This is a genomic window from Teichococcus rhizosphaerae, from assembly GCF_002631185.1.
GTDB lineage: Bacteria > Pseudomonadota > Alphaproteobacteria > Acetobacterales > Acetobacteraceae > Pseudoroseomonas > Pseudoroseomonas rhizosphaerae.
The window spans coordinates 1-26,548 of record NZ_PDNU01000054.1; the positions used below are offsets into that span (position 1 = coordinate 1).

Annotated in this window: 24 protein-coding genes; 17 read left to right on the forward strand and 7 right to left on the reverse strand. The window is 73.9% G+C overall.

The features are described from left to right. Positions 1-27: 27 nt before the first annotated feature. Positions 28-1,047: a Bug family tripartite tricarboxylate transporter substrate binding protein gene (locus CR162_RS19335; RefSeq protein ID WP_099097157.1), complete on the reverse strand. Its 1,020-nt coding sequence runs from the start codon at positions 1,045-1,047 to the stop codon at positions 28-30. A gap of 114 nt (positions 1,048-1,161) precedes the next feature. Then, positions 1,162-1,971 carry an IclR family transcriptional regulator gene (locus tag CR162_RS19340; RefSeq protein ID WP_099097158.1) on the reverse strand — a complete coding sequence of 270 codons (810 nt, stop codon included), beginning with the start codon at positions 1,969-1,971 and terminating at the stop codon, positions 1,162-1,164. Positions 1,972-2,058: 87 nt separating this feature from the next. Here CR162_RS19340 and CR162_RS19345 point away from each other — a divergent pair, with 87 nt between their 5' ends. After that, positions 2,059-2,847 (forward strand): enoyl-CoA hydratase/isomerase family protein, encoded by a 789-nt coding sequence (locus CR162_RS19345; protein ID WP_099097159.1) that lies wholly within the window; start codon positions 2,059-2,061, stop codon positions 2,845-2,847. A gap of 96 nt (positions 2,848-2,943) precedes the next feature. Here CR162_RS19345 and CR162_RS19350 read toward each other — a convergent pair whose 3' ends face one another. Next, positions 2,944-4,017 (reverse strand): tartrate dehydrogenase, encoded by a 1,074-nt coding sequence (locus tag CR162_RS19350; protein WP_099097160.1) that lies wholly within the window; start codon positions 4,015-4,017, stop codon positions 2,944-2,946. A gap of 145 nt (positions 4,018-4,162) precedes the next feature. Here CR162_RS19350 and CR162_RS19355 point away from each other — a divergent pair, with 145 nt between their 5' ends. Continuing rightward, the gene (locus CR162_RS19355; protein ID WP_099097161.1) at positions 4,163-5,056 is read left to right on the forward strand and encodes a LysR family transcriptional regulator; all 894 of its coding nucleotides are present in this window, start codon (positions 4,163-4,165) and stop codon (positions 5,054-5,056) included. Between the two features lie 76 nt (positions 5,057-5,132). Continuing rightward, positions 5,133-5,561: a DUF3293 domain-containing protein gene (locus tag CR162_RS19360; protein ID WP_099097162.1), complete on the forward strand. Its 429-nt coding sequence runs from the start codon at positions 5,133-5,135 to the stop codon at positions 5,559-5,561. 68 nt (positions 5,562-5,629) lie between these two features. Here CR162_RS19360 and CR162_RS19365 read toward each other — a convergent pair whose 3' ends face one another. Genes CR162_RS19365 through CR162_RS19380 form a run of 4 tightly spaced genes read right to left on the reverse strand, consistent with a single transcriptional unit; the run spans position 5,630 to position 9,933 of the window. Then, positions 5,630-6,727, reverse strand: a complete 1,098-nt coding sequence (locus tag CR162_RS19365) for an ABC transporter ATP-binding protein (RefSeq protein WP_099097163.1) — start codon at positions 6,725-6,727, stop codon at positions 5,630-5,632. 11 nt (positions 6,728-6,738) lie between these two features. Further along, positions 6,739-7,653, reverse strand: coding sequence for an ABC transporter permease subunit (locus CR162_RS19370; RefSeq protein WP_099097164.1), 915 nt, complete (start codon positions 7,651-7,653; stop codon positions 6,739-6,741). A 10-nt stretch (positions 7,654-7,663) separates the two neighbouring features. Beyond that, a complete protein-coding gene (locus CR162_RS19375) occupies positions 7,664-8,554 on the reverse strand; it encodes an ABC transporter permease subunit (protein WP_099097165.1) in 891 nt (296 codons plus the stop codon). A 44-nt stretch (positions 8,555-8,598) separates the two neighbouring features. Further along, the gene (locus CR162_RS19380; protein WP_099097166.1) at positions 8,599-9,933 is read right to left on the reverse strand and encodes an extracellular solute-binding protein; all 1,335 of its coding nucleotides are present in this window, start codon (positions 9,931-9,933) and stop codon (positions 8,599-8,601) included. 194 nt (positions 9,934-10,127) lie between these two features. On the opposite strand from CR162_RS19380, the gene CR162_RS19385 reads away from it, so the two are divergent. From CR162_RS19385 to CR162_RS19450, 14 genes are all read left to right on the forward strand, one after another. Continuing rightward, the gene (locus tag CR162_RS19385) at positions 10,128-11,279 is read left to right on the forward strand and encodes an ABC transporter ATP-binding protein (RefSeq protein WP_099097178.1); all 1,152 of its coding nucleotides are present in this window, start codon (positions 10,128-10,130) and stop codon (positions 11,277-11,279) included. After that, entirely contained in the window at positions 11,272-12,189 is a 918-nt protein-coding gene (locus CR162_RS19390; RefSeq protein WP_099097167.1) for a carbohydrate ABC transporter permease, read from the forward strand. The genes CR162_RS19385 and CR162_RS19390 overlap by 8 nt, the downstream gene beginning before the upstream one ends. After that, positions 12,182-13,021, forward strand: coding sequence for a carbohydrate ABC transporter permease (locus CR162_RS19395; RefSeq protein WP_099097168.1), 840 nt, complete (start codon positions 12,182-12,184; stop codon positions 13,019-13,021). The genes CR162_RS19390 and CR162_RS19395 overlap by 8 nt, the downstream gene beginning before the upstream one ends. 22 nt (positions 13,022-13,043) lie before the next feature. Beyond that, positions 13,044-14,327 (forward strand): ABC transporter substrate-binding protein, encoded by a 1,284-nt coding sequence (locus tag CR162_RS19400; RefSeq protein WP_099097169.1) that lies wholly within the window; start codon positions 13,044-13,046, stop codon positions 14,325-14,327. A 3-nt stretch (positions 14,328-14,330) separates the two neighbouring features. Beyond that, complete coding sequence (locus CR162_RS19405) at positions 14,331-15,176, forward strand: metallophosphoesterase family protein (protein ID WP_099097170.1); 846 nt, start codon at positions 14,331-14,333, stop codon at positions 15,174-15,176. A gap of 117 nt (positions 15,177-15,293) precedes the next feature. After that, positions 15,294-17,237, forward strand: a complete 1,944-nt coding sequence (locus tag CR162_RS19410) for a methyl-accepting chemotaxis protein (RefSeq protein ID WP_099097171.1) — start codon at positions 15,294-15,296, stop codon at positions 17,235-17,237. A 4-nt stretch (positions 17,238-17,241) separates the two neighbouring features. Continuing rightward, complete coding sequence (locus CR162_RS19415) at positions 17,242-18,690, forward strand: chemotaxis protein CheW (protein WP_099097172.1); 1,449 nt, start codon at positions 17,242-17,244, stop codon at positions 18,688-18,690. Further along, positions 18,687-19,847: a chemotaxis-specific protein-glutamate methyltransferase CheB gene (gene cheB / locus CR162_RS19420; RefSeq protein WP_099097173.1), complete on the forward strand. Its 1,161-nt coding sequence runs from the start codon at positions 18,687-18,689 to the stop codon at positions 19,845-19,847. Before CR162_RS19415 ends, cheB begins: the two co-directional genes overlap by 4 nt. 2 nt (positions 19,848-19,849) lie before the next feature. Next, positions 19,850-20,731 (forward strand): CheR family methyltransferase, encoded by an 882-nt coding sequence (locus tag CR162_RS19425; RefSeq protein ID WP_176559939.1) that lies wholly within the window; start codon positions 19,850-19,852, stop codon positions 20,729-20,731. Then, positions 20,728-22,671: a chemotaxis protein CheA gene (locus tag CR162_RS19430; protein ID WP_099097174.1), complete on the forward strand. Its 1,944-nt coding sequence runs from the start codon at positions 20,728-20,730 to the stop codon at positions 22,669-22,671. Before CR162_RS19425 ends, CR162_RS19430 begins: the two co-directional genes overlap by 4 nt. A 13-nt stretch (positions 22,672-22,684) precedes the next feature. Then, positions 22,685-23,008: a hypothetical protein gene (locus tag CR162_RS19435; RefSeq protein ID WP_218014942.1), complete on the forward strand. Its 324-nt coding sequence runs from the start codon at positions 22,685-22,687 to the stop codon at positions 23,006-23,008. Between the two features lie 40 nt (positions 23,009-23,048). Continuing rightward, the gene (locus tag CR162_RS19440; protein ID WP_099097175.1) at positions 23,049-23,432 is read left to right on the forward strand and encodes a response regulator transcription factor; all 384 of its coding nucleotides are present in this window, start codon (positions 23,049-23,051) and stop codon (positions 23,430-23,432) included. Continuing rightward, positions 23,432-24,082, forward strand: coding sequence for a chemotaxis protein CheX (locus CR162_RS19445; RefSeq protein WP_099097176.1), 651 nt, complete (start codon positions 23,432-23,434; stop codon positions 24,080-24,082). The genes CR162_RS19440 and CR162_RS19445 overlap by 1 nt, the downstream gene beginning before the upstream one ends. A 16-nt stretch (positions 24,083-24,098) precedes the next feature. Continuing rightward, positions 24,099-26,548: hybrid sensor histidine kinase/response regulator (locus CR162_RS19450; RefSeq protein ID WP_099097177.1), on the forward strand; the 2,450-nt coding region annotated here is incomplete at its 3' end.

The window sequence follows — 26,548 nt, forward strand, 5'->3', positions numbered from 1 at the left end:
GGGGAACACCGCCGCCCGGAGGGCACGCTAGCCGGCTTCGAGCTGCAGCCCCTCGCGGCGCAGCACCTCGCCCCACTTCTCCGTCTCGGCGCGGACGAAATCGGCATATTGCGCGGGCGTGCCATAGGACGGCACCCCGCCCATCCCGGCGAAGCGCTGCTTGGTTTCCTCCATCTCCAGCAGCGTCTTGATCTGCATGTTGAGCGAGCGCAACGCGGCTTCCGGGGTGCCGGCCGGATAAAATGCGCCGAACCAGGTGTTCACCTCGTAATTGGCCAGTTCCGGCACCACCTCGCGCATCGCCGGCAGGTCGGGAAGCTGCGGGTTGCGCTCGGCGCTGCTGACGCCCAGCGCCCGCACCCGGCCTTCGCGCACCTGCGTCATGGCGCTCGTCAGGTTGTCGAAGCTGAACTGCACCTCGCCGGCCACCAGCCCCATCATCGAGGGGCCGGCGCCACGGTAGTGCACGGCCGTCGCGCGCGTGTTGGTCAGCTGGTTGAACCACACGGCCGAGAGATGCGGCGACTGGCCGAGCCCCGGCGTGCCATAGCTGAGCTTGCCCGGATTGGCGCGGATGTACTCGACGAACTCCTTCGCCGTTTGCACCGGCAGCGAGGGGTGGACCACCAGCACGTTCGGTCCGCGGATCATGTTGGAGACGGGAACGAGCTGGTTCGCCTGGTAGGGCATGTTGCGGAACAGCGAGTAGGCGATGGCCTGCGGCCCGATATTGCCGAGCAGGATGGTGTGCCCGTCCGGCTTGGAGCGGACCACCTCGGCCGTGCCGATGAGGCCGCCGGCGCCGGACTTGTTCTCCACCACCGCCGCCTGGCCCCAGTGCTGGGTCAGGTGGTTCGCCAGCAGCCGGCCCATGATGTCGGTGGTGCCGCCGGCGGCGGCGGGGACGATGACGCGCACGGTCTGGCTGGGCCGCCAGTCTTCCTGCGCCTGGGCACACGGCAGGCCGGGCAGCAGCCCGCCCGCCAGGGCGGCGCCCAGCCCTCCGCCGGTGCCGCGCAGCAGGCTACGGCGATGCAGGTTCTTCATGGTGGTCTTCTCCTCCGCTGCGGCGCCCTTGCCGGGACTCGCCGTGTGGCGGAGGAGTTGAGCCGATGCGGCGGCGCCTGTCATGTGCAAAGCGCCTGTTCCATATGGAAAATACTATTCCTGATCCGGGATGCCGCCGAGCGGGAACAGCGCCTTTCCGGTGAAGGCGGCCACTTCCCGCAGCTCCTCGCCGAGGCGGGCGAAGGTTTCCGGCGGGTGCTGCCCGGAGATGGTGATGCCGCTGATGCCGAAGCGCGGCTGCCCGTTGCGGTCCCGCACCATGGCGGCGACGGTGATCAGCCCGCGGTAGAGGTTGTTCTGGTCGATGCTCCAGCCTTGCCGCCGGGCGGTCGCGACATCGGCGAGATAGGCCTCGAAGCTGGGGGGCGATTGCCAGCGGAGGGTGGCGAAGCGGCGGCGCAGCTCATCGGCCGGCAGGTCGAGCGCCGCGGCGACGCAGCGGCCCACCGCCCCCACCAGCATCGGCAGCCGCAGCCCCAGCCGCATCTCCACCCGCACGGCGGTGTGGGTGTGCGCGCGGTCGATCAGCACGATGTGGCCGTCCTCGGTGACGCGCCACAGCACGATCAGCATGTCGTAGTTCAGCGCCAGCCGCTCCAGCTCGGGCCGGATCAGCTCGGCATGGCTGACGCCGATCAGCCCCGCCGCCAGCTCGGCCACGGCCAGGCCCAGCGTGTAGGTCTTGTCGCTGTCGCGGAAGGCGACGAAGCGCGCCCGCGTCAGGGTGCGCAGGATGTTGAAGCAGGTGCTGGGGCTGATGCCCGTGCCGCGCGCCACCGCCGCCACGCCGAGCGGGCCGGTCGCGCCCGCCAGGTGCTGGAGGATGCGGATGGCATGGATGACCGCTCCCACATCGCGCTGGCCGCCGGGATCGCGCTCGGGCAGGGGAAGAGCAGTGTCCATTCGATATCCCGATTGATTTCCCGTATGCGGAATGTAGCCTGGGGAAGAACAGGGCGCAAAGCGACACGAACAGGGAGAAGGACGTCCATGCCAGACCATAGCGGCGAACAGCCCGTCATGCGCGTCGGGGAAGAGCGGGACGGTCCCGTGCTGATCCTGACGCTGGACTACCCCGCGCGCCGCAACGCGCTCGCCCCCGCGCTGCGCGCCGCGCTGCTCGGCATCCTCGACCGCGCGGAAGCCGATCCGGAGGTGCGCGCCATCGTGGTCACCGGCGCCGGCGCGCATTTCTGCTCGGGCGGCGACCTTTCGGGCATGGATGTGCGCACCCCCCTCCAGGGGCGGGAGCGGCTGCGGGCGGCGCACCAGATGATCCGGCTGATGGTGGGCGGCTCCAAGCCCGTGGTGGCCGCGGTGGAGGGCTGGGCCGCGGGCGCCGGCCTGTCGCTCGTTTGCGCCTGCGACACCATCGTGGCGGCGGAGGACGCGCAGTTCATGGCAGCCTTCGGCAAGGCGGGGCTGATGGCCGATCTCGGACTGCCGCACACCCTGCCGCTGCGGGTGGGCCATGCCCGGGCGCGGCAGATCCTGCTCTATGGCGAGCCGATGAGCGCCGAGGAGGCGCTCCGCATCGGGCTGGTGGACCGGCTGGCGCCGAAGGGCCAGGCGCTTTCCGTGGCGCTGGAGCGCGCCCGCATCCTGGCCGCGCAGGCGCCGGCCGCGGTGGCGCTGACCAAGCAGATCCTGTCCGAGGGGCTGCACAACGCGCTGGACCAGGAGCGCCACTACCAGAGCCTGCTGTTCCTGACGGCCGACCACGAGGAAGGGAAGGCCGCCTTCTTCGCCAAGCGCGCGCCCAACTTCACCGGCATCTGACCGGCACCTGACCGGCCGGGGGCGGCAAGGGGCGCGCGGAGCCAGGGCAGGGCGGGCGAGGCGCCTTTGCCGGCCCGCCCTGCCGCCCTTCGCCGCTCAGATGTTGGCGCTGTGGATGGCGTCGCACACCGCCTCGGTCACCTGCCGCGTGGTGGCGGTGCCGCCAAGGTCGGGGGTGAGCAGGCCGGAGGCGGTCACGCGCTCCACCGCCCGCATCAGCCGCGCGGCGGCCTCGGGCTCGCCCAGGTGCTCCAGCATCTGCGCGCCGGTCCAGAAGGTGGCGACCGGGTTGGCGATGCCCTTGCCGGCGATGTCGAAGGCCGAGCCGTGGATCGGCTCGAACATGGAGGGGAAGCGCCGCTCGGGGTCCACATTGCCGGTGGGCGCGACACCCAGGCTGCCGGCCAGCGCCGCCGCGAGGTCCGACAGGATGTCGGCGTGCAGGTTGGTGGCGACGATGGTGTCCAGGCTCTGCGGCTTCAGCACCATGCGCATCGTCATGGCGTCCACCAGCATCTTGTCCCAGGTGACGTCGGGGAACTCGCGCGAGACCTCGGCGGCGATCTCGTCCCACATCACCATGCCGTGGCGCTGCGCGTTGCTCTTGGTCACCACGGTGAGGAACTTGCGCGGCCGCGCCTGCGCCAGGCGGAAGGCATAGCGCATGATGCGGGTGACGCCGACGCGGGTGAAGATGGCCACCTCGGTCGCCACCTCCTCCGGCAGGCCCCGGTGCGCCCGCCCGCCATGGCCGGCATACTCGCCCTCCGAGTTCTCGCGCACGATCACCCAGTCGAGGTCGCCCGGTCCGCAGTCGCGCAAGGGGGGCGTCACGCCGGGGAGGATCCTGGTGGGGCGGACATTGGCGTACTGGTCGAAGCCCTGGCAGATCGGCAGGCGCAGGCCCCAGAGCGTCACATGGTCCGGCACGTCCGGCGCGCCCACGGCGCCGAAATAGATGGCGTCGAATGTCTTGAGCGTTTCCAGCCCGTCCGCCGGCATCATCGCGCCGGTGCGCCTGTAGTGGTCCGAGCCCCAGGGGAACTCCTCGACATGCAGGCGGAAGCTGCCCATCCGCCGCTCCAGCGCCGAGAGCGCCTGCAGCCCGGCGGCGATGACCTCGGGGCCGATGCCGTCGGCCGGAATGGCGGCGATCCGGTATTCGCGCATGGGCGGCTCTTTCTCCTGGGGTTCGCCGCCGAGACTAGGGCGGGTGGTGGCCGCGCCGCGCATCCGAAAGATTGCGCAAAAAAGGGCGATAATCCGCGCGGGGCGGCGTAGCCTCGCGCGGCCGGCGAAGGGGAGGGGCGGCGCGATGGAACTGAAGCAGCTCAGGGCCTTCCTGGCGGTCGCGGAGGAACTGCATTTCGGCCGTGCCGCCGCCCGGCTGAACATGCTGCCCACCGCGCTCGGCCGTCAGGTGCGGCTGCTGGAGGAGGCGCTGGGCACGCCGCTGCTGCGGCGCACCACCCGGCAGGTGGCCACCACCCCGGCGGGCGACGCGCTGGCGGCCGAGGCGCGCGCGATCCTGGAGCACGCCGCCGCCGCGGCGCGGCTGGTGCGCGGCATGGCGGCGCATCCGGCGGGGCGGCTGCGCATCGGCGCCATCGACAGCGCGGCGGCGGGGCTGCTGCCCGGCCTGCTGGCGCGGTTCCAGGCGGCGCATCCCGGCATCGCCACCCGCCTGACCGAGGCCAAGGGCTCCGCGATCCTGCCGCAGCTGCGTGCCGGGCGGCTGGACCTCGGCTTCGTCCGGCCCCCGCTGACGCCGGAGCCGGACCTCGCCTTTCGCTGGCTGTTGCAGGAGCACCCGGTGGCGGCCCTGCCCAGCCGCCATCCGCTGGCCAGGCGCCGCCGGCTGCGGCTGGCGGAGCTGGCGCCGCAGCCGCTGATCCTGCCGCCCCGCCGCACCCGCCCCCACAGCCATGACGGGGTGATGCGGCTTTTCGCGGCGGTCGGCCTTTCTCCCAGGGTGGCGCAGGAGGCGGAGGAGAAGCAGACCATCGTCAGCCTGGTGGCGGCGGGCATCGGCATCGCGCTGCTGCCGGAATGGGCGGCGCGGATGCGGGTGCCCGGCGTGGTGTTCCGCCCCGTGGCGCTGCCCCGGGCGGCCGCGCCGCCGGAATGGGGCCTGGGTGTCGCCTGGAACCCCGAGGCCGCCTGCCCGGAGCGGGCGCTGTTCCTGTCCCTGCTCGATCTCCCCGGCTGATGGGCGGCCGGCTCCGCCCCGGCGGCTCCCGTGCCGCCCCCGCGCCGGCTGGCAGCCGCCGCCCGGAGAGAGGGTGATGCATTCCGCCTGCACGCCATTCCTGGAAATTTATCGTGCCACGCTCTATCATGTGACCAATCCGCCATACTGCCTGACCATCCGCCTGGACGGCCGCCGCCATCCGGGTCTTGATCGCCTCCTGGGCCGCCATGGCGCGCGGCGGGCCGTGTTCATCACCGCCTGGAATCCCTGGTCGCGCGCCGCCGGCCTCGCCGCCAACCGGCGTGCCCAGGCGCGGCTGCGGGCACGGCTGCGGGAGGCGCCGGGTCTGCGGGTGCTGCGCGGCTTCGGGGCCTGGCCGGAGGCGCCGGAGAAAGGCGAGGAAAGCCTGCTGGCGCTGGGGCTGGATGCCGAGGCGGGCGCGGCACTGGGGCGCGCCTTCCGGCAGAACGCGGTGGTGGTGCTGCGGCGCGGCGCCCCGGCCGCGCTGCTCTGCCTCCGCTGATGCGGCCGCGCCGCCCGAGGGGAGCGTCGGACCGGCCGGGCGGCGGCCGGCCTGCGGCGGAGGGGGGCTCAGCCGGCCAACGCAGCCTCGGCCGCCTGGAGCGGGGCGGGTTCGTGGCGGCGGCCGCTTTCCGCCTCAAAGACATGCAGCCGCGCGGCGGGCAGGCCGAGGCGCAGCGGCTGGCCCCGCCGCAGCGTCGCCTCGGCCGGGGCGTGCAGCGTCACCGGCACGCCCTGCATGCGCGCATGCACCACCCGGCCGCTGCCCAGGTCCTCCACCATCTCCACCAGCGCGGCATGGGGGCCGCCTTCCGTGACATGCTCGGGGCGGATGCCGAGCATGACGGCCAGGCCCGCCGGAAGGCGGCCGGGCAGCGGCACCAGCGGGCCGTCCTCCAGCGCCACGGCGCCGCCGCCCCCGGCCACGCGGCCGGGCATCAGGTTCATCGGCGGCGAGCCGAGGAAGCCGGCCACGAAGCGCGTCTCCGGCCGGTCATAGACCGCGCGCGGCGGCCCCACCTGCTCCACGCGCCCCGCCTGCATCACCACCAGGATGTCGGCCAGCGTCATCGCCTCCACCTGGTCGTGGGTGACGAGCAGGGAGGTGGCGCCGAGCCTTTCATGCAGCCGGCGCAGCTCGGCGCGCATCTGCACGCGCAGCGTGGCGTCAAGGTTGGAGAGCGGCTCGTCGAACAGGAAGACGCGCGGCTCGCGCACCATGGCGCGGCCGATCGCCACGCGCTGGCGCTGCCCGCCGGAAAGCTGGCCGGGGCGGCGCGCCAGGTGCTCGCCGAGGGACAGGGATTCGGCGACGGCGCGCACCCGGGCCGCGCGCTCGGCACGCGGCAGGCCGGCCACCTTCAGCGGGTAGCCGATATTGTCAGCGACGCTCATATGCGGGTAGAGCGCGTAGTTCTGGAACACCATGGCGCAGCCGCGGTCCTTGGGCTCCAGCTCGTTGACGCGGCGGCCAGCGATTCGCGCCTCGCCACCCGTGATGGTCTCGAGCCCCGCCAGCATGCGCAGCAGGGTGGACTTGCCGCAGCCCGAGGGGCCGAGCACAACCACGAAGGCGCCTTCCGGCAGGTCGAGCGAGACGCCGTCCACCGAAGCGCGCGTGGCGCCGGGATAGGTCTTGCTCACATGGTCAAGCGTGATGGCGGCCATGGCGGCGCTCCTTACTTCTCGGTGGCGACGAGGCCGCGGACGAACCAGCGCTGCATCAGCACGACCACGGCGAGCGGCGGCAGCATCACGGTCAGCGCCGCCGCCATGACGATGTTCCATTCCGGCAGCCCGTCGCCGCGCGGCACCAGGCGCGACAGCTCCACCATCACGGTGCTGCGCTGCGGCTCGGTGGTGACGAGCAGCGGCCAGAGATACTGGTTCCAGGCATAGACGAACATGATGGTGGCCAGCGCCGCCATGTTGGTGCGCGACAGCGGCAGCAGCACGTCGCGCAGAAAGCGCAGCGGCCCGGCGCCGTCCATCCGCGCCGCCTCCACCAGCTCCTCGGGGATGGTCATGAAGAACTGGCGGTAGAGGAAGGTGCCGGTGGCAGTGGCCACCAGCGGCAGGATGAGGCCGGTGTAGGAGTTCAGCATCCGCCATTCCAGCGCGACGCGCACGCCGCTCAGTGTCTCGACGAGGCCGGTGAGGCCGGTGATGTCGAGGATCGCCTGGAACGGGCGCAGCGCGTTGGCGGCCACCACGTAGGTGGGAACGATGCGGACCTCGAGCGGCAGCATCAGCGTGACGAACACCAGCCAGAACACCACCGCCTTGGCGCGCCAGTCGAAGAAGACGATGGCGAAGGCGGCCAGCATGGCGAGCCCCACCTTGCCCGCCATGACGCCCAGCGCGACGATCATGCTGGTGGTGAAGCGGGCGCCGAGGTCGGCGCGCGTCCAGGCGGCGGCGAGGTTGTCGAGGAGATGAGGACCGGGCAGCCAGCGCATCGGCACCGCGTTCGCCCCCGCCACGTCCTGCGTGGCGGCGATGAAGGCGAGCCAGATCGGCAGCAGCAGGCAGAGCAGGCCGAACCCCAGCAGCAGGTGCGTGGCGAGGTTCAGCAGGGGGCGGCGTTCGACCATCGCGGCGCGCTCACTTGTAGTGCAGCTTCCGCTCGACGAAGCGGAACTGCAGGAAGGTCATGCCGACCACCAGAAGCATCAGCACGATGCTCTGCGCGGCGGCGCCGGAATAGTCGAGGCCCTTGAAGCCGTCGGAATAGATCTTGTAGACCATCAGGTCGGTGGAGCGGGCGGGACCGCCACCGGTCATCACGTCCACCAGCGCGAAGCTGTGGGTGAAGCTGTCCGTCATGTTGATGATGACGAGAAAGAACAGCGTGGGCGCCAGCAGCGGGGCCTGCAGGTCGCGCATGCGGCGCAGCGGCCCGGCGCCATCCATCGCCGCCGCTTCCACCAGGCCGCGCGGGATGCTCTGCAAACCGGCCAGCAGAAAGACGAAGTTGTAGGAGACGAGCTGCCAGGCGCCGGCCAGCACCAGCATGGTCATGGCGTGGTCGCCGTTCAGCGTCGGGTCCCACAGCCCGGGGGCGGCCTGGTTGAGGAAGGCGAAGACGCCGGAGCGCGGATCGAACACGAAGCGGAAGATGATGCCGATGGCCGGGGCGGCGATGGCATAGGGCCAGATCATCGCCAGCCGGTAGCCGCGGCTGCCCTTCACCTCGCGGTCCACGAACATCGCCAGCAGCAGCGCGGCGCCGATGGCGAGCGCGGTGGTGGACGCCGCGTAGAGGATGCTGATGCGGACGGAGTGCCAGTAGCCCTCGCTGGAGAAGACGGCGGCGAAGTTCTGCCAGCCGACCCAGGCATTGCCGCCGCCCCAGGGCTGCTCCAGCGTGAAGGCCCAGTAGAGCGCCTCGCCCGTGGGCCAGTAGAAGAACACGAAGATGATGAGAAGCTGCGGCAGCACCAGGGCCCAGGGGAGCCAGGCGCTTCGGAACAGGGCGCGGCGTGTGTTGCTCATGGATGCTCCTGGGCCCGGCCGCGCGGCGGCCGGGCCGCCTCCGCTCAGGGAAGCTGCTTGCCGCGATAGGTCTGCTCGAAGCGGCGCAGCAGCTGGTTGCCCTGCGCCTGCAGCGCGGCGAGCGCCTGGTCCATCGTCTTCTGGCCGGCGAACGCGGCCTGCATCTCGTTGGCATAGGCCGCGCGGAACTGAGTCATGTTGCCGAGGCGCAGGCCGCGGGAGTTCTCGGTAGGCTCGGTGAGCAGCAGGCTCTGCATCGCCACCTCGCGGCCGGCGTTCTCGGGCTTGTTGTAGAAGCCGCTCTGCTCCAGCCGCGACTGGCCCGTTGCCGTGACCGGGATGTAGCCGGTGATGGTGGACCAGTATTCCTCCGAATCCGGCGTGGCGAGGAAGGCGAAGAAGGCGGCCGCAGCCTTGTACTCGCCCTCCGGCCGGCCCTTCAGTGTCCAGAGCGAGGCGCCGCCGACGCGGCTGTTGATGCGCTTGCTGCCCTCATAGATGGGCAGCATCACCGGCGTCCAGTCGAGCCCCTGCGCGGCGGTGCGGCGGATGGTGGTGTGGCTGGCGATGGAGCCGAAGGTCATGGCGCAGTCGCCAGCGGCGAAGGAGGCGATGACGTCCTTGCCCGACTGTGCCGTGCGGATCTGGATCAGGCCTTCCTTGTACCAGCCCAGCAGGTTGTTGAAGTGCTGCTTCATCAGGCCCTGGTTGAACACGTACTCGGCGTCGAGCCCGCCATAGCCGTTGGCGCGCGTGGCGATGGGCAGGTCGTGGATGGCGGCGAACTGCTCGAACATCGCCCAGCTGTCGAAGTCCAGCGCGATCGGGCAGGCTTGGCCGGCGGACTTCATCTTGCGCGCCGCGTCCGCCACCTGTTCCCAGGTCGCGGGCGGCTGGTCGATGCCGGCCTTCTGCCCCGCCGCGCGGTTCCAGTACATCACCGCGGTGGAGGAGTTGAACGGAAAGGACAGCATCTCGCCCTTCGACGTCGCGTAGTAGGCGGCGATGGGAGGGAGGTAGTTGTTCCAGTTCACCTGGTGGCCCTGCGAGGCCATCAGCTCGCGCGCCGGGCGGTACACCTCGGCCAGCATCAGGTCGGCGGTGCCGACGTCATAGACCTGCACCACGGTCGGCTGCTCGTTGGCGCGGAAGGCGGCGATGGTGTTCTGCAGCGCGCGGGCGTAGTCGCCCTGACTGGTGCAGGTGACGCTGTACTGCGCCTGCGATTCGTTGAAGCGCTTGCACACGGACTGCACCGCCTCGCTGAGCTGGCCGGTGAGGCCGTACCAGAAGGTGAAGCCCTGGCGCTGCTGGGCCTGGGCCCCGGTGCCGCCCAGGGCCAGCAGCAGGCCGGTGGCGAGCGCGGTCTTGCGGAACATGTCTCTCGATCCCCGATGGGTCATGCGATGGGCGGCGGATTAGCGGCGGCCCGTGACAGGGGACTGACAGGCGCGTGACAATCCGGTTGCGGCGCGGCGGATGCATTGGCACGGAACTTTCTCGCGGCTGGAACACAACCGTCACACATCTCTTCTAAGAGCCCGCCCCAACGGAGACCGGGGTGACAGAGAGCGTGACAGGTATTGTTGTCGAGAACGCCACGCGCAACTTCGCGGGCCAGCAGGTTCTGAAGGGGGTTTCGCTGGCCGTGGCGGCGGGCGAGTTCGTCGCGCTGGTCGGCCCCTCGGGCTGCGGCAAGTCCACCCTGATGCGCCTGATCGCCGGCATCGACCGGCCCGATTCCGGCCGCATCCTGATCAACGGACGGGATGTCACGACGCTGCGGCCCGCGGCGCGGGACGTCGCCATGGTGTTCCAGTCCTACGCGCTCTACCCGCACCTGACGGTGGCGGAGAACATCGCCGTGCCGTTGGCCATGCGGCGGATGAGCGCGGCGCAGCGCCTGCCGCTGCTGGGCCGCTTCTGGCCCGGCAGCCAGGCCAGGCGGCGCGGCATCCGCGAGGAGGTGGGCAGCGCCGCCCTGGCGCTGGGCCTCGGCAGCCTGCTGGATCGCCGGCCGGCGCAGCTCTCGGGCGGCCAGCGGCAGCGCGTGGCGCTGGCCCGTGCCATCGTCCGCCACCCCGCCGCCTTCCTGATGGACGAGCCGCTGTCCAACCTCGACGCGGCGCTGCGCGTCCACACCCGGCGCGAGATCGTCGAGATCCACCGCCGCGCCGGCGCCGCCACCCTCTACGTGACGCACGACCAGGCCGAGGCGCTGACCATGGCGGACCGGGTGGCGGTGATGCAGGCGGGGCAGATCCTGCAGGTGGCGAGCCCGCGCGCCATCTATGCCGACCCCGACGATCTGCGCGTCGCCACCTTCATCGGCTCGCCGCGCATCAACACCCTGCCCGCCGAGATCGACGGCCACGGCCTCGCGCGCGTGGCGGGCTTCCCCACCGGCGTGCGGCTGTGCGGCGCCGAGCGCGTCACCGGCGCCGCCACCCTGGCGCTGCGGCCGGAGGACCTCTTTCTCGCCGATGGCGGCATCCCCGCCACGGCGGAGGGGCTGGAGTTCCTGGGCGAGAGCCTGCTGCTGCACGCGCGGCATGTGGGCACCGGCACGGCGCTGGTGCTGCGCCTGCCGCCCGAGCTGGTGCCGGACCTGCCGCCCGGCAGCCGCGTGACGCTGGGCTTCGACCCCGGCCGCGCCCTGCTGTTCGACGCGCAGGGGCGGCGCCTGCGCGACACCGCCGTGGTGCCGGAGCCGAGCCTTGTCTGACGCCGCCATCCTTTCCGCGCCCGCGCGCCGGCGGGGCGCGAGCGGCGAGGCGATCACCGCCTGGGCGCTCGGCCTGCCGGCGGTGCTGGCCTATCTCGTGCTGCTGCTGCTGCCGACGCTGGCCGCCATCCTGCTCGCCTTCACCGACTATGAGCTTGGCGCGCCGGCCTTCGCCTGGATCGGCCTCGGCAACTTCACCGAGCTGCTGGGCGACCGCGGCTTCGCCCAGGCGCTGCGCAACACCATCTTCTATGTGGCGGTGGTGACGCCGGGCTCCATCCTCGGCGCGCTGGCGATCGCCCTGCTGATCGAGGCGGGCACGCGCGGGCGCACGCTGTTCCGCGCCGTCTTCTTCCTGCCGGTGGTGTCGCTCACCGTCGCCATGGCCTCCGCCTGGCAGTACCTGCTGCACCCGAGCATCGGGCCGCTGAACGCGGTGCTGCGGCAGGTGGGCATCGCGGGGCCCGCCTGGCTCTCCTCCTCCGACACGGTGATGTGGTCGCTCGCCGCCATCGGCATCTGGGAGAATCTCGGCTTCAACCTGGTGCTGTTCCTGGCCGGGCTCACCGCCATCCCGCGCGAGCTCTACGCGGCGGCCGAGGTGGATGGCGCGCCCTCCGCCTGGGAGCGCTTCCGCCTCGTCACCTGGCCGATGCTGGGGCCGACCACGCTGTTCGTCCTCACCATCACCATGATCCGCTCGGTGCGGGTGTTCGACACGGTGAAGGTGCTGACCCAGGGCGGGCCGAACAAGGCTTCCGAGGTGCTGCTGCACGCCATGTACCTGGAAGGCTTCACCTATTTCCGCCTCGGCTATTCGGCGGCCATCACGCTGGTGTTTCTCGCCATCGTGCTGGCGCTGATGTGGCTGCAGACGCGCGTTCTGGACAAGCGGGTGCATTATGGTTGAGCGCGAGAACTCCCTGCTGCGCGACATGCCGCGCCTGCTGGTCCTTTCCCTGCTCGGCCTGCTGCTGCTGATGCCCTATATCTGGATGGTGGCGGCCAGCCTGAAGCCGGCGGACGAGATCTTCCGTGCGTCCCTCTCGCTGATCCCCGAGCGGCTGGCCATCGCGGAGAACTATGGCCGCGTGTTCGAGCTGGTGCCGGTGGGGCGCTACCTGCTGAACGGCGTCATCGTCTGCGGCGGCATCCTGGCCTTCCAGCTCATCTTCGCCATTCCCGCCGGCTACGCGCTGGCCAAGCTGAACTTCCGCGGGCGGGAGCTGGCCTTCGGCGCCGTCATGCTGGGGCTGCTGGTGCCGCCGCACGTCCCGGCCCTGCCGCTCTATGCCGGCTTCAGCCAGCTTGGCCTGCTCGACACCTACACGGCGCTGATCGCGCCCTCCACCATCTCGGTCTTCGCCATCTTCCTGTTCCGGCAGTTCTTCAAGTCGCTGCCGGACGACCTGATCCACGCCGCGCGGCTGGATGGCATGAGCGAGATGGCCATCGTCTGGCGGGTGGTGCTGCCCAATGCGTGGCCGGCCGCCACCGCCTTCGCCATCTTCTCCGTCGTCGCGCACTGGAACGACCTGTTCTGGCCGCTGATCGTCGTCAACACGCCCGAGCACGCGACGCCCGCGCTCGGCGTGCTGTTCTTCCGCACCACCGAGGGCGACGACGATTTCGGCGCGCTGATGGCCGCCGCCGTCGTCATGACCGCGCCCCTCGTCATCGCCTTCCTGCTGGCGCAGCGCCGCTTCGTCGAAGGCATCGCCACCACCGGCCTCAAAGGCTGAAACCCTCTTCCGGAGCCAAGCCATGACCATCACCCGCCGCGCCGCCCTGGCGCTGCCCGCCACCCTGCTGGCCGCCCCTCTCGCCGCGCCGCGCATCGCCCGCGCGCAGGGCACCGCCATCACGGTGCACTACGCCCAGCCCTACATCTACAAGAACAGCTACGACGCCATCCTGGAGGCCTTCTCCAAGGTGGAGCCGGGCATCACGGTGAACTTCGTCACCACGCCGAACTACGAGGAGGGCGCGCAGCTCATCCTGCGCCAGGCGGCGACCAACCAGCTGCCGGACCTCTCCTACCAGGGCTTCAACCGCCTGCGCGTCTTCGCCGAGCGCGGCATCGCGCAGGATCTGGCGCCGCTGCTGGCGCGCGACGGCGACCCGGCGAAGCTCGGCTACACGCCCTCGCTGCTGGAGCTGGCGCGCTTCGGCGGCATCCAGTCCGGCCTCGCCTACGCCGCCTCCAACCCCGTCACCTACTACAACGCCGAGCTGGTGAAGCGCGCCGGCGGCGACCCGGAGAACTTCCCGCGCGACTGGAACGGCGTGCTGGACCTCGCCGCCCGCATCGACCGCCTCGGCGACGGCACGGAGGGGATGTGGTTCACCTGGAACGGCGATGACTGGATGTTCTCCGCCCTGCTGTTCGGCCATGGCGGGCGGATGCTGAACGCCGACGAGACCGATGTCGGCTTCGGCGGCCCCGAGGGGCTGGCCGCGCTCACCCTGCTGGACCGCATGGTGAAGCAGGGTGGCATGCCCAACATGACCGCCGCCGCCGCGCGCCAGGCCTTCGCCGCCGGCAAGGTGGGCATGCTGTTCCAGACCACCGCCCTGGTGCGCGGCACGCTGGCCAGCGTGGGCGAGAACTTCACGCTCCGCACCACCGGCATGCCGGTGATCGACGCCGACACGGGCCGCCTGCCCACCGGCGGCGCCGCCGGCATGCTGACGGCCAAGGACCCGGCGAGGCGCGAGGCCGCCTGGAAGTTCCTGCGCTTCTCCACCGGCCCGGTGGGCCAGGCGCTGATGGTGCGCAACACCGGCTACCTGCCCTGCAACCAGATCGCCATCGACGACCCGCAGCACCTTGGCGCCTTCTACCGCGAGAACCCGCTCTTCCTGCCGGCGGTGCGCCAGCTGCTCGTTTCCATCCCCTGGTACGCCTTCCCCGGCAGCAACAGCGTGCGCGTGACGCAGACCATGGTGGACAACCTCGCCCGCATCGTCGAGCAGCGCGCGACGCCCCAAGAGGTGCAGGCCGACATGGTGGCCGAGGTGCGCCGCCTGCTGCCGCGGAAGTCCTGAGCCATGGCCTTCCGCGTCGCGCAGATCAGCGACACGCACCTGTCCGCCGCGCATCCCGAGTTCACCGCGAACTTCGAGGCGCTGGCGGAGCACCTCCGCGCCATCCGGCCCGACCTCGTGGTGCACACCGGCGACGTCTCGGCGCATGGCGAGCTGGCGATCGACGACCTCCGCTTCGCCCGTGAGCGGATGGACGGGCTGGGGCTCGACTGGCTCGCCGTGCCCGGCAACCACGATGTGGGCAACGACGCCGTGCTGGGCGGCGCCACGCCCGCCAACGCCGAGCGCCTGATGCGCTGGCGCGAGGCCTTCGGCGCCGACTGGCACCTGCGGGACATCCCCGGCTGGCGGCTGATCGGCCTCGACACGCTGATCACCACCGCCGGCCTGCCGGAGAGCGAGGCGCAGTTCGCCTTTCTGGCCGAGGCGCTGGCCACGGCGGAGGGGCGGCGCGTCGCGCTGTTCCAGCACAAGCCGCTGTGCCGCGAGCGGCTGGCCGATACCGAGATGACCTACTGGCCGGTGCTGCCGGAAGCGCGCCGCCGGCTGCTGGGCCTGCTGGAGGGGCATGACATCGCCTTCGTCGCCTCCGGCCACCTGCACCAGTGGCTGGACCGCGGCGTGTGCGAGGGGCTGCGCCAGATCTGGGCGCCGGCGGTGGCCTTTGTCGTCGGCGATGCCTGGCAGGAGCGCTGGGGCGAGAAGCCGCTCGGCTATGTGGAGCACCTGCTGCACGCGGATGGGCGGCACGAATGCCGCCTGGTGACGCTGCCCGGCCTCGCGCGGCACGACATCGGCCTGATGCCGGCCGTCTATGGCCCGCAGGTGCCGCTGCCCGAGCACGCCTGAAACAAGTCCCAGGGGCGCCACCGGCATGGCGTCCCCGGCGCTTTCCGGACGAGGGGGGGCTCCCCCGGCGCGCGACTTCGCGTAGAGAGGAGTTCCGCGCCCCGTCCGGAGACACCGATGGCCCTGGTCAAGACATCCCAGATGCGCGGCCCCGCGGCGCAGCCCCAGGCCCCGCTTTCGGCCCCGCTTCCGGTTTCGGCCGTGCCGCCCGCCTCGCCCATCCGCTCGCAGGAGCGCGCCCGGCTGCGCCGCCAGAAGGCCGCCGAGCGCGTCGGCGCCGCCACCGAGGAGCTGGCGGCGGGCTTCACCCAGTCCGCCACCGCGGCCGAGGAGCTGCACGGCGCCCTGTCGCAGATCGCGGCGGCGGCGCAGCAGGCCTCCGGCGCGGCGCAGGAGTCGCAGGGCGCCATCCTCGGCCTTTCCACCACCTTCCGGCAGGCCCGCGCCCGCGCCGAGCAGGCCCGGCGCGGCACGGAAAGCTTGCAGGCCCTGCTGGCCGAGGTGGCGGCGCAGGTGGAGGCCGCCATCGCGCGCGTGCAGGACACCACAGCCCAGCAGCTCCGCACCGTCGATGTCGCCGCCGGGCTGGAACAGCAGGCGGGCGGCATCGGCGAGCTGACGGAGGCGGTGGGCGAGATCGCCGAGCAGACCAGCCTGCTGGCGCTGAACGCCGCCATCGAGGCGGCGCGCGCCGAGGAGCAGGGCCGCGGCTTCGCCGTGCTGGCCGAGGAGGTGCGCGCCCAGGCGGAGGAGACCGAGGGCAGCGCCGCCCAGGTGGTGGCGCTGGCCGGGGCCGTCGGCGAGAAGGTGCGGGCCATGGGGGCGCGCATCCGCGCCGCCGCCGGCCGCGCCGCCGAGGAGGCGGGGCATGGCGAGCAGGTGGTGGCCACGCTGGTCGGGCTGCGGAGCGCGCTGGCGGTGCTGGCGGAGGGCGCCGAGACCATCCTGGCCAGCGCCGCCGCCGCCGATCTGGGCGCCGACGAGGCGCGGCGCGGCGCCGAGCAGGTGGCCGCCGCCGCCGAGGAGCAGGCCGCCGCCGCCGCCCAGGCGCAGGACGCGGTGCGGCAGCAGGGCGTGGCGCTGGAGGAAAGCCAGCAGACCGCCCAGGGGCTGGCCGCCATGGCCGGCATCCTGCAGGGCGAGGGCGGCAGCGGGGCGCGCATCGGCGGCGGCGCCGCGCTGGCCGCCGCCGCCGAGGAGCTGTCCGCCACCGTGCAGGAGCTGGCCGGTGCCGCCGGGCAGATCAGCGTGGCGCTGGAGCAGATCCGGCGCGGCGCCGAGATGCAGGCGGAGGCCACCCGCCAGACCAGCGACACCATGGACCGGATCGAGCAGGCGGCCACCGCCACCCGCGCCGCCGCCGGCATGGCCGCCGCGCGCCTGCTGGAGGCGGCGCCGCGCCTGGCCTGGGCGCTGGAGCGGATGGAAGGGCTCAGCCAGGGCATCGCCGCAGGCGCCGCCGAGGCGCAAACGGTGATGCTGATCTCCGACGAGGTGGCCGGCCAGGCCCGCCAGGCGGAAAAGATCGTCAACGGCATGGCGCTGGTGGCGGCGCAGACCGGCATGCTGGCGGTGAGCGGCGCGGTGGAGGCGGCGCGGGCGGGCGAGGCCGGGCGCGGCTTCGCCGTGGTGGCGGCCGACATCCGCGGCCTCTCGCGCGAGGCCGCGGCCCATGCGGGGCGGATGCAGGACATGGTGCGCGAGATCCAGCTGCAGACCGCCATGGCGCGGCGCGACCTGGAGCAGACGGCGCTGGCCGGCCAGGGCGAGGCGCGGCGCAACCACCTGCTGCTCGCCCGGCTGGCCGAGGCGCGGGACGCCATCGAGGCGTTGCGCGCGGGCGCGGAGGAGACGGCCACGGGCGCCGGCACCGCGCTCCAGGCGGCGCGCGAGGTGCTGGGCGGCTGCCGGCAGATCGCCGCCGCCGCCGCCCAGATCGGCGGCGCCACCGCCCAGGCCGCCGCCGCGGCGCGGCAACAGGCCCAGGGCACCGAATCGCTGGCCGCCGCCATCGAGGAGATCGCCGGGCTGGCCGAGGAACTCCAGGGCACGGAGGGCTGAGCGCATGGCGCCCGGGGGCGTGCGCGTGCTGGCCTGCCGGGCCGGGGGCGAGCGGCTGGCGCTGCCGGCCGCCGCGCTGGACAGCATCCAGCCTCCCGCGCCGCTGACACGCGTGCCGCGCGCGCCGGACTGCCTGCTGGGCATGGCCAGCCTGCGCGGCGCGGCGGTGCCGGTGGTGTCCCTGGCACGGCTGCTGGGGCGAGAGGAGGCGCCGGCGGGGCGCGCCGCCCGGCTGCTGCTGCTGCGCGGCCGCGCGCCCATGGCGCTTGCGGTGGAGGCGGTGCTGGGGCTGGCGGATGATGCGGCGCCGCTGGCGCTGGAGGCGCTGCTGGCGCGCGCCTTTGCCGCGCCGGCCGCCCCCGCCGCGCCCCTGGCGCCCGCCAGGCCCGATCCCATGCCGGCCTGCGGAGCCGTGGGAGGCGCGGTCCTGTCCTTGCTCCGCTGCCGGGTGGCGGGGCAGGATTTCGCCCTGCCGCTGGAGGCGGTGGAGACGGTGCTGCGCCTGCCGCCCGGCTTCGCGCCCATGCCGGGCCTGGGCCATGCGGCGCTCGGCGTGCTGCCCCATCGCGGCCGGCCGCTTCCGCTGCTGTCGCTGGCGGCCCTGCTGGGGCGCGGCGCCGCCCTGCCCGGGCATGGCGCGCGCATCCTGGTGCTGTGCCGGGAGGGGGCGCGGGCCGGGCTGGTGGTCGAGGCGGTGCGCGGCACCCTCGCCGTGCCGGAGGCGGCGGTGGAGCCGGTGCCGCCGATCCTGGCGCATGGGCTGGGGGAGGGGCGGGTCGCCGCCATCGCCCGGCTGGAGGAGGGGCGGCGGCTGCTGCCCATCCTCGCGCCCGCGCCCTTGCTGGAGGGCGCGCCGCCTGCGCCCGCGGCGGAGGCCGCGGAGGTTGCGCCGCTGGCGGCCGGGGAGGGCGAGCGCGTCCTGTTGCTGCGCCTGGGGGAGCGGGACTTCGCCCTGCCCCTGGCGGCGGTGGAGGAGGTGCGGCGCGCCACCGCCGCGCTGGCGCGCCTGCCCCAGGCGCCGGGAGAGGTGCCAGGGGAGGCGCCAGGAGAAACGCCGGAAGGCCTGGCCGGCCTGATGACGCTGCGCGGCGAGCCCCTGCCGGTGATGGACCTGCGGCGGCTGCTCGGGCTGCCGCCGGCGGCGTGGGGCGGCCGCGTGGTGGTGGCGCGGCTCGATGGCCTGCGCGTGGCGCTGGCGGTGGATGCCGTGCCGGGCCTGCGCAGCCTGCCGCGCGCCGCCCTCGCCGCCAGTCCGCGTGCCGCCGGCGGCGCCGCGCCGCTGGTGGAGGCGGGCGCCAGCCTGCCGGACGATGCGGGGGTGCTGCTGCTGCTCTCGCCCGCGGTGCTGCTGGGCGAGGCGGGCTCGGCGCTGCGCGCCGCCCTGGCCGGGGCGGAGGCGGCGCGGGCCGCGCGGCTGGCCACGGCGCGGGCGGCGGCGGAGGGCGCCGCGTGATCCGCCTGCTGGTGGTCGACGACTCGCCGCTGATGCGCCGCCTGCTCACCGGCCTGTTCGAGGCGGAGGGCGACTTCCTGCTGGCCCAGGCGCGGGACGGGGTGGAGGCGCTGGCCCGGCTGCACGACTTCGCCCCCGACGTGGTGACGCTCGACGTGCAGATGCCCCGGCTCGGCGGCCTGGCCTGCCTGGAGCGGATCATGCTGGAGCGGCCCTGCCCGGTGGTGATGCTGTCCGCGCTGACCGCCTCGGGCGCCGAGGCGACGCTGGAGGCGCTGCGCCAGGGCGCGGTGGACGTGGTGCCGAAGCCGGGCGGCGCCGTCTCGCTGTCCATGGAGACGCTGGGGCCGGAGCTGGTGCGCAAGGTGCGCGCCGCCGCCCGGGCGCGGCCGCGCGGCGCGCACCGCCTGGCCGAGCGGGTGCGGCTGCGCGCCCAGGCGGCCCTGCGCGGGGCCGCCCCGCCAGGCATTCCGCCGGCCACGCCACGGGACGCCCCGCGCGGCGAGCCGGCCCTGTCCTGTTCCGCCGCCCCGCCGCCGCGGCCTGTCTTCCCGGCCATGCTGCCGCAGGCGCCCGGCCTGCCGGGCGGGGTGGTGCTGGTCGGTGCCTCCACCGGCGGGCCGCCGGCGCTGGAGGCGCTGCTGGCGCCGCTGCCCGCCGGCTTTCCCTGGCCGTTGGTGGTCGCGCAGCACATGCCCGCCGCCTTCACCGGCCCCCTGGCGCGGCGGCTGGACGGGCAATGCGCCCTTTCCGTGGAGGAGGTGGCGCGGCCCGTGCCGCTGCGCCCCGGCCATGCCTATGTGGCGCGCGGCGATGCCGACATCCTGCTTTCGCGCCGGCCGGAGGGGCTGGTGGCGCTGCCGGTGCCCGCGCTCGCGGCCTATCGCTGGCACCCCAGCGTGGACCGGCTGGTGGAAAGCGCGATGCAGCACCTGCCCGCCTCCCGCCTGGCCGGCGTGCTGCTGACCGGCATGGGCAATGACGGCGCGGCCGCCATGGCGCGCCTCCATGCCGGCGGCGGCCGCACCCTGGCGGAGGCGGAGGAGAGCGCCGTGATCTGGGGCATGCCGGGTTCGCTGGTGCGCTGCGGCGGCGCCAGCCAGGTGGCGCCGGTGGAGGCCATGGCCGCCCTGCTGCGGCAATGGGTGGAGGCATGAGCATGCCCGCTCCCCCTCCCGCCGCCGCCCCTCCCGCCGCCGCCCCTTCCGCCGCCGCCCGGCTGACCCCGCAGGAGCTGGAGCAGCTCTGCGACTTCCTCTACCGCCGCACCGGCCTCGCCTATGGCGAGGCGAAGCGGTACTATGTGGAGCGCCGCGTGGCCGAGCGGCTGGCGAGCAGCGGCGCGCCGGGCTTCGCCGCCTACATGGCGCGGCTGCGAACCAGCCCCGAGGAAGCGGAGGCTCTCGTCAACAGCCTCACCGTCAAGGAAACCTACTTCTACCGCGAGGCCTACCAGCTCCAGTGCCTCAGCGGCTGGATGCTGCCCGAGATCGCCGCGCGCCGCCGCCCTGGCGACCGCATCCGCCTCTGGTCGATGCCCTGCGCCACGGGGGAGGAAGCCTATTCCCTGGCGCTGTGGCTGCTGGAGAACTGGCCGGTGGTGGATGCCTACCATGTCGAGATCGTCGGCTCGGACATCGACACGCGCGCCTTGGCGGCAGCGGCGGCGGGCGAATACGGCGCGCGCGCCCTTTCCCGCCTGCCGCCCGGCCTGGTGGCGCGCTATTTCGAGCGGCTGCCGGATGGCCGGCACCGCATCGTCCAGGACCTGCGGGAGTCGGTGCGCTTCGTCCCGGCCAACCTGGTGGAGCCGGCGAGCATGGCGGCGCAGGGCGGCTTCGACGTCATCTTCTGCCGCAACGCGCTGATCTACTTCGACAAGGCCTCGCGCGACCGGGCGATGGAGAACCTGCACAAGGCCCTGCTGCCGGGCGGCTTCCTGTGCCTCGGCCACAGTGAGACCATGGCGCCGCTGATGGGCCGGCTGCGGCCGCGCCGCTTTCCCGGCGCCCTGGTGCACCAGCGGGCGGAGGAGGCATGAGCGAGCTGCGCGACCAGTTCCTGATCGAGGCGCGGGAACTGCTGGAGCAGATGGCGGAGGCGCTGCCCCTGCTGCGGGCGCCCCGGGCGGAGCCGTCGCGGCTGGACCGGCTCTACCGCGCCGTGCACACGCTGAAGGGCTCGGTCGGCCTTTTTCCGCTGGCGCCGATGGGGCTGGTGCTGCACGCCCTGGAGGACCGGCTGGACGCGCTGCGCGCCGCCCCCGCCGGGCCGGAGGACATGGCCGCGCTGCAGGATGCCGCCCTGCGCTGCGAGGCCTGGCTGGAAGCCTTCGCCAGCCGGGACGCGCTGCCCGGCGATGCCGCCGCCGAGGCCGCCGCGCTGGCCGCCCGGCTGCGCGCCGTGGGGCAGGCTCCCCGTGGCGCCGTCCCCGCCCCGCCGGCGGCCGGGGCGGAGGCGGCATGGCCCGCAGCGCTGGCGGCGCGCCATGCGGCGGCGCTGGAGCCGGCCTGGGCGGAGGGGCGGCGGGTCACGGCGTTGCGCTACCGCCCCGATGCCGACTGCTTCTTCCTGGGGGAGGACCCGCTGGCCCTGCTGCGCCGGCTGCCCGGCCTGCTGGCGCTGGAGGTCGCGCCGCGCGCGCCCTGGCCCGCCCCGGCGCGGCTCGACCCCTATGCCTGCAACCTGGAGATCAGGGCCCTGGCGGCGGACGAGCCGGAGGCGCTGCGCCAGGTATTCCGCTTCGTGGCCGACCAGTGCGTGATGGCCGAGCTGCCGCCCGCCCCCCCGGCGCGCCCGGCGCCGGCGCCCGATGCCGCCCCCGCCCGGCCGCTGCGGGTGGAGCCGGCGCGGGTCGAGGCGCTGGCGGCGCGGCTGGGCGAGCTGGCGGTGGCGGGCAATGCCCTGGCGCCGCTGGCGGCCCGCGCCGCCGCGCTGGACCCGGCGCTGGGCCGCGACCTGGCCGGGCGGCAGGCGGCGATCATCCGGCTGGTGGCGGAGCTGGACCGCATGGTGGCGGGGCTGCGGCGCCTGCCGCTGGCGCGCAGCTTCCGCCGCCTGCCCGCCCTGGCGCGGGAAACCGCCGCGCGGCTGGGCAAGGAGGTCTCGCTGGAGATGGAGGGCGAGGCGCTGGAAGCCGACCGCGCCATCGTGGAGGGCCTCTACGAGCCGCTGCTGCACCTGGTGCGCAACGCGCTGGACCATGGCATCGAGCCGCCGGAGGCGCGGCGGGCGCTCGGCAAGCCCGCTGCCGGCCGGCTGCACCTGGTGGCGCGCCGCGCGGGCGAGCGGCTGGAGATCGCCCTCAGCGACGATGGCGCGGGGCTCGACCCCGATCGGCTGCGCGCCGCGGCGCTGGCGCGCGGCGTGGCGGATGCCGCCGCGCTCGACGAGGCGGCGCTGCACGCCCTGCTCTTCGCCCCCGGCTTCTCCACCGCCACGGATGTCAGCGACATCTCCGGCCGCGGCGTGGGGATGGACGCGGTGCGCGCCGCCATCGCCGCGCTGGGCGGGCGGGTGGCGCTGGAAAGCCGCAGGGGGGAGGGCGCCACGGTGCGGCTTTCCCTGCCGCAGGCGGCGGCGCTGCGCGCGCTGCTGCTGCTGCGCGCGGGTGGCGAGGATCTGGCCGTGCCGGTGGAGGCGGTGGCGGAGACCCTGCGCCTGCCGGCGGCGCGCATCCTGCCGCTGGGCGGGGCCGCCGCCTTCGTGCTGCGCGGCCGCACCGTGCCGCTGCTCGACCTGGGCGGCCTGCTCGGCCTGCCGCGCGCCGCGGGCCGGGAAACAGGCGAGGCGGCGCGGGTCCTGGTCACCGCCGGGGCACGGCCGGTGGGGCTGGCGGTGGAGGCGTTCGGCCGCCGCCTGGACGCGCCGCTGCGCCCGCTGGAGGGGCTGATGGCCGGGATGCCGGGCCTGCTCGGCACCATGCTGGACGCCGGGGGGCGGGTGCGGATGGTGCTGGACCTGCCGGGGCTGACACGATGAGGAGCCGCGCGCGATGACCCTGCGCCTGGATGGCGGCACGTTGCACCTGGAGGGCGATTGCGGCAGCGAGGAGGCCGAGCCGCTGCTGGCGCTGCTGCTGGAGGAGCCTTCCCGCGCGGTGTCCCTGGCCGGGGCGCGCACGCTGCACACGGCGCTGGTGCAGGTGCTGCTGGCGCTGCGCCCACCCCTGGCCGGGTTGCCGGCCGAGCCCTTTCTGCGGCGCTGGGTTGCGCCGCTGTTAGACGATGTGCCTTTGAGCGAGGGCCCGACATTGGTACAAGACTTGCCTCTCGCGCCGCCACGGCCCGCACCGCCGGGCTGGGCCGGGAATTCCTGAGGAGTCCGGCTGTTCTGCCGGCGGCAGACGAGTCCGAAGCATGGCACCCACCCTCCTGATCGTCGATGACAGCAAGCTGGCGCGGATCGTCGCCGCCAAGGCGGTGGCGGCCCTGCAGCCGGAATGGCGGCGCGCCGAGGCCGGCAATGCCGCGGAGGCGCTGGAGCGCATCGGCGGGGGCGGGGTGGACGTGGTGCTGGTGGACTACAACATGCCCGAGCGCAACGGGCTGGAACTGGCCGCGGAGATCCGCGCCCGGCACCCGGCCATGCCGGTCGCGCTGCTGACGGCCAACGTGCAGGACGAGATCATCGCCCAGGCCCGCGCCCTGAAGCTCGCCTTCGTGCCGAAGCCGGCGACGGAGGAGGGGCTGCGCGGCTTTCTCGCCGCCGCCGCGCTGCGGCTGCGCCAGGGCGCGGCGTGATGAACATCCAGATCCTGCTCAACGAGCTGGAGCGGGATGCGCTGACGGAGATCGTCAACATCGGCGTCAGCCGCGCCGCCGCCAGCCTGCGGCGCCTGATCGGCGCGGAGGTGCTGCTTTCCGTCCCTTCCGCCGAGGTGGTCAGCCGCAGCGCCGCGGCGGCGATGATCGCCGACCGTGAGAGCGAGCCGCTGGTGACGGTCCGGCAGGATTTCGCCGGCTCCTTCTCGGGCCGCGCGCTGCTGATCCTGCCGGCGGCCAATGGGGCCAGCCTGGTGCGCGCCGTGCTGGGCGAGGCGGTGGATGACGAGGAGGCCCTCGCCCTGCGGGACGAGACGCTGACCGAGACCGGCAACCTGGTGCTGAACAACTGCCTCGGCACCATGGCCAACATGCTGCGCGAGAGCCTGACCCTCTCGCTGCCCGACCTCGACCATGGCGGCCCCGCGGCCCTGTTCGCCGCCGGCGCGGCCGGGGGGGAGGAGGCCGGCGGCGTGGTGCTGTTCCTCTACATCAACTTCAGCATCCGCAACCATGACATCCGCGGCTACATCGCCATGCTGATGGACATGCCCTCCCTGACCATGCTGCAGCAGCTGATCGCGGGCTTCATCAGCAGCGTGATGGACGACACGGCCGGCGGCGCCTGAGGCCGCGCGGCGCAGCATGGAGAACCTCGCCCTGCCCTCAGCGCTCGATCCGGCGGCACCTTCCCCCGCCACGCCCTCTCCTGGCCTGCCGCCCGAGGACCGGATCGGCCCCTGGCTGGCCGCCCTGGAGGCGGCGGGGGCGGCGGTGGCGGTGCTGGATGGGGCACGGCCGGGGCTGCCGCTGCTCGGCTGCACCGCCGGCTTCAGCAGCCGGGGCGGCAAGGACGCGCTGGAGCTGCTGCGGCAGGCGGGGGCGGAGGTGGTGCGCGCGCATCAGGGGCGCACCTTCCGGCCCGGCGGCGCGCCCGCCCTTGCTCTCGCGCCCCTGCGCCTGGGGCCGGGGGCGGCGGAGGAGCTGCTGCTCTGCTCCCTGCCGGATGACGAGGGGGCGGAGGACCGCCGCCTGCGGGCGCAGCTCGCCCTGTCCGGCAGCGCCGCCTGGGAATGGGAGGTCGCCACCGGCCGCATTGCCGGCGACGCGCAGTTCGCCATCTGGCACGGGCTGCCCGCCTCCGGCGCGGCATTGGACCCGGCGGGCTTCTTCGCCCGCATCCACCCGCAGGACCGGATGCGCATCCGCCTGGCGGTGGGCGGGCTGCTGCGCGGCGCCGAGCTGTTCTCCAAGGAATACCGCCTGCTGGCGCCGGACGGCACGGTGCGCTGGGTGCAGGGCCGCACCCGCTGCTGGCCGGATGCCGAGGGCCAGCCCGCCCGCCTGATCGGCACGCTCACCGACATCACCGAGCAGAAGCGCACCGAGGAGCGGCTGCGCATCGCCCAGAGCGCCGGCGGCATCGGCACCTTCGAGCATGTGCCGGGCTTCGCCACGGCGGCGGTCTCGGCCACCTTCTGCGCGCTGCTCGGGCTGCGCCCGGCCGCGAACCTGCCGGTGCCGCTGGTCAACGGCCTGGTGCGGGAAGGCGACCCCTCGCCCTTCGACCGGCTGCCCCCCGCCGCGCCCGGCCCGGCCGAGACGCGCACCTTCCGCATCCGCCGCTCCGACAACGGCGCGACACGCTGGCTGATGCGGCGCGGCGAGTATCTGCGCGATGCCGACACCAGCGAGCTGCGCTTCAGCGGCGTGCTCTACGACATCACCGCCACCCAGGAGGCGGAGAGCCGGCTGCAGGCGCTGAACGAGGCGCTGGAAAGCCGGGTGGCGGAGCGCACACGGGAGCTGGACCGCGTCTGGCGCGTCTCGCCCGACCTGTTCTTCGTGGGCGATGCCGAGGGGCGCTGCCTCGGCGCCAACCCCGCCTGGGAGGCGGCACTCGGCATCTCGCTCGGCGCCCTGCCCGGCACGCCGCTGGTGGCGCTGGTGGCGGAGGAGGACCGCGACGCGCTGGAGGCGGCGCTGGCGCAGCTGCGCGAGGGGCGCGCGGATGTGGCGGCGGAGCTGCGCATGCGCCACGCCGATGGCGGCAACCGGGCCTTCAGCTGGGCCTGCATCCCGGACGGCAACGGCTTCGTCGCCGCCGGCCGCGACGTGACGGGGCACCGCGAGCTGGAGGAGCGGCTGCGCCAGAGCCAGAAGATGGAGGCGGTGGGCCAGCTCACCGGCGGCCTGGCGCACGACTTCAACAACCTGCTGGCCGGCATCGGCGGCAGCCTGGAGCTGATGCAGGCGCGGCTCGACCGGGGGCAGCCGGAAGCCCTTCCGCGCCACCTCGAGGTGGCGCAGGGCGCGGTGCAGCGCGCCGCCGCGCTGACGCACCGCCTGCTGGCCTTCGCCCGGCGCCAGACGCTGGATGCGCGCCCCACGGCCGTGAACGCGCTGGTGGGGGGCATGCTGGAGCTGATCCGGCGCAGCGTCGGGCCGCATATCCACATCGAGACCGATCTCGAGCCCACCCTGTGGCTGACACTGTGCGACCAGAACCAGCTCGAGAGCGCGCTGCTCAACCTCTGCCTCAATGCTCGGGATGCCATGCCGGGCGGCGGCCTGCTGCGCATCGCCACCGCCAACGTCGCGGTGGACGCGGCGGCGGCACGGGCGCTGGACCTGCCGCCGGCCGGCTATGTCCGGCTGACCGCCGCCGACACCGGCAGCGGCATGGACGAAGCCACCCTGGCCAAGGTGTTCGAGCCCTTCTTCACCACCAAGCCGCTGGGGCAGGGGACGGGGCTGGGCCTGTCCATGGTGTATGGCTTCGCCCGGCAGTCGGGCGGGCAGGTGCGGATCGACTCCGTGCCGGGGCAGGGCACCGCCGTGCATCTCTACCTGCCCCGCCACCAGGAGGCGGGGCAGGTGCCGCCGCCGGCCATGGCGGAGGGCCTGCCGGTGGCCGGCCGGGGCCGCAACCGCACGGTGCTGCTGGTCGATGACGAGCCGAGCCTGCGGGCCGTGGCGCGGGAGGCGCTGGAATATGGCGGCTACACCGTGCTGGAGGCGGAGGACGGCGCGGGCGGCCTCGCCCTGCTGCGGGGCGGGCGGGCGGTCGATCTGCTGGTGGCCGATGTCGGCCT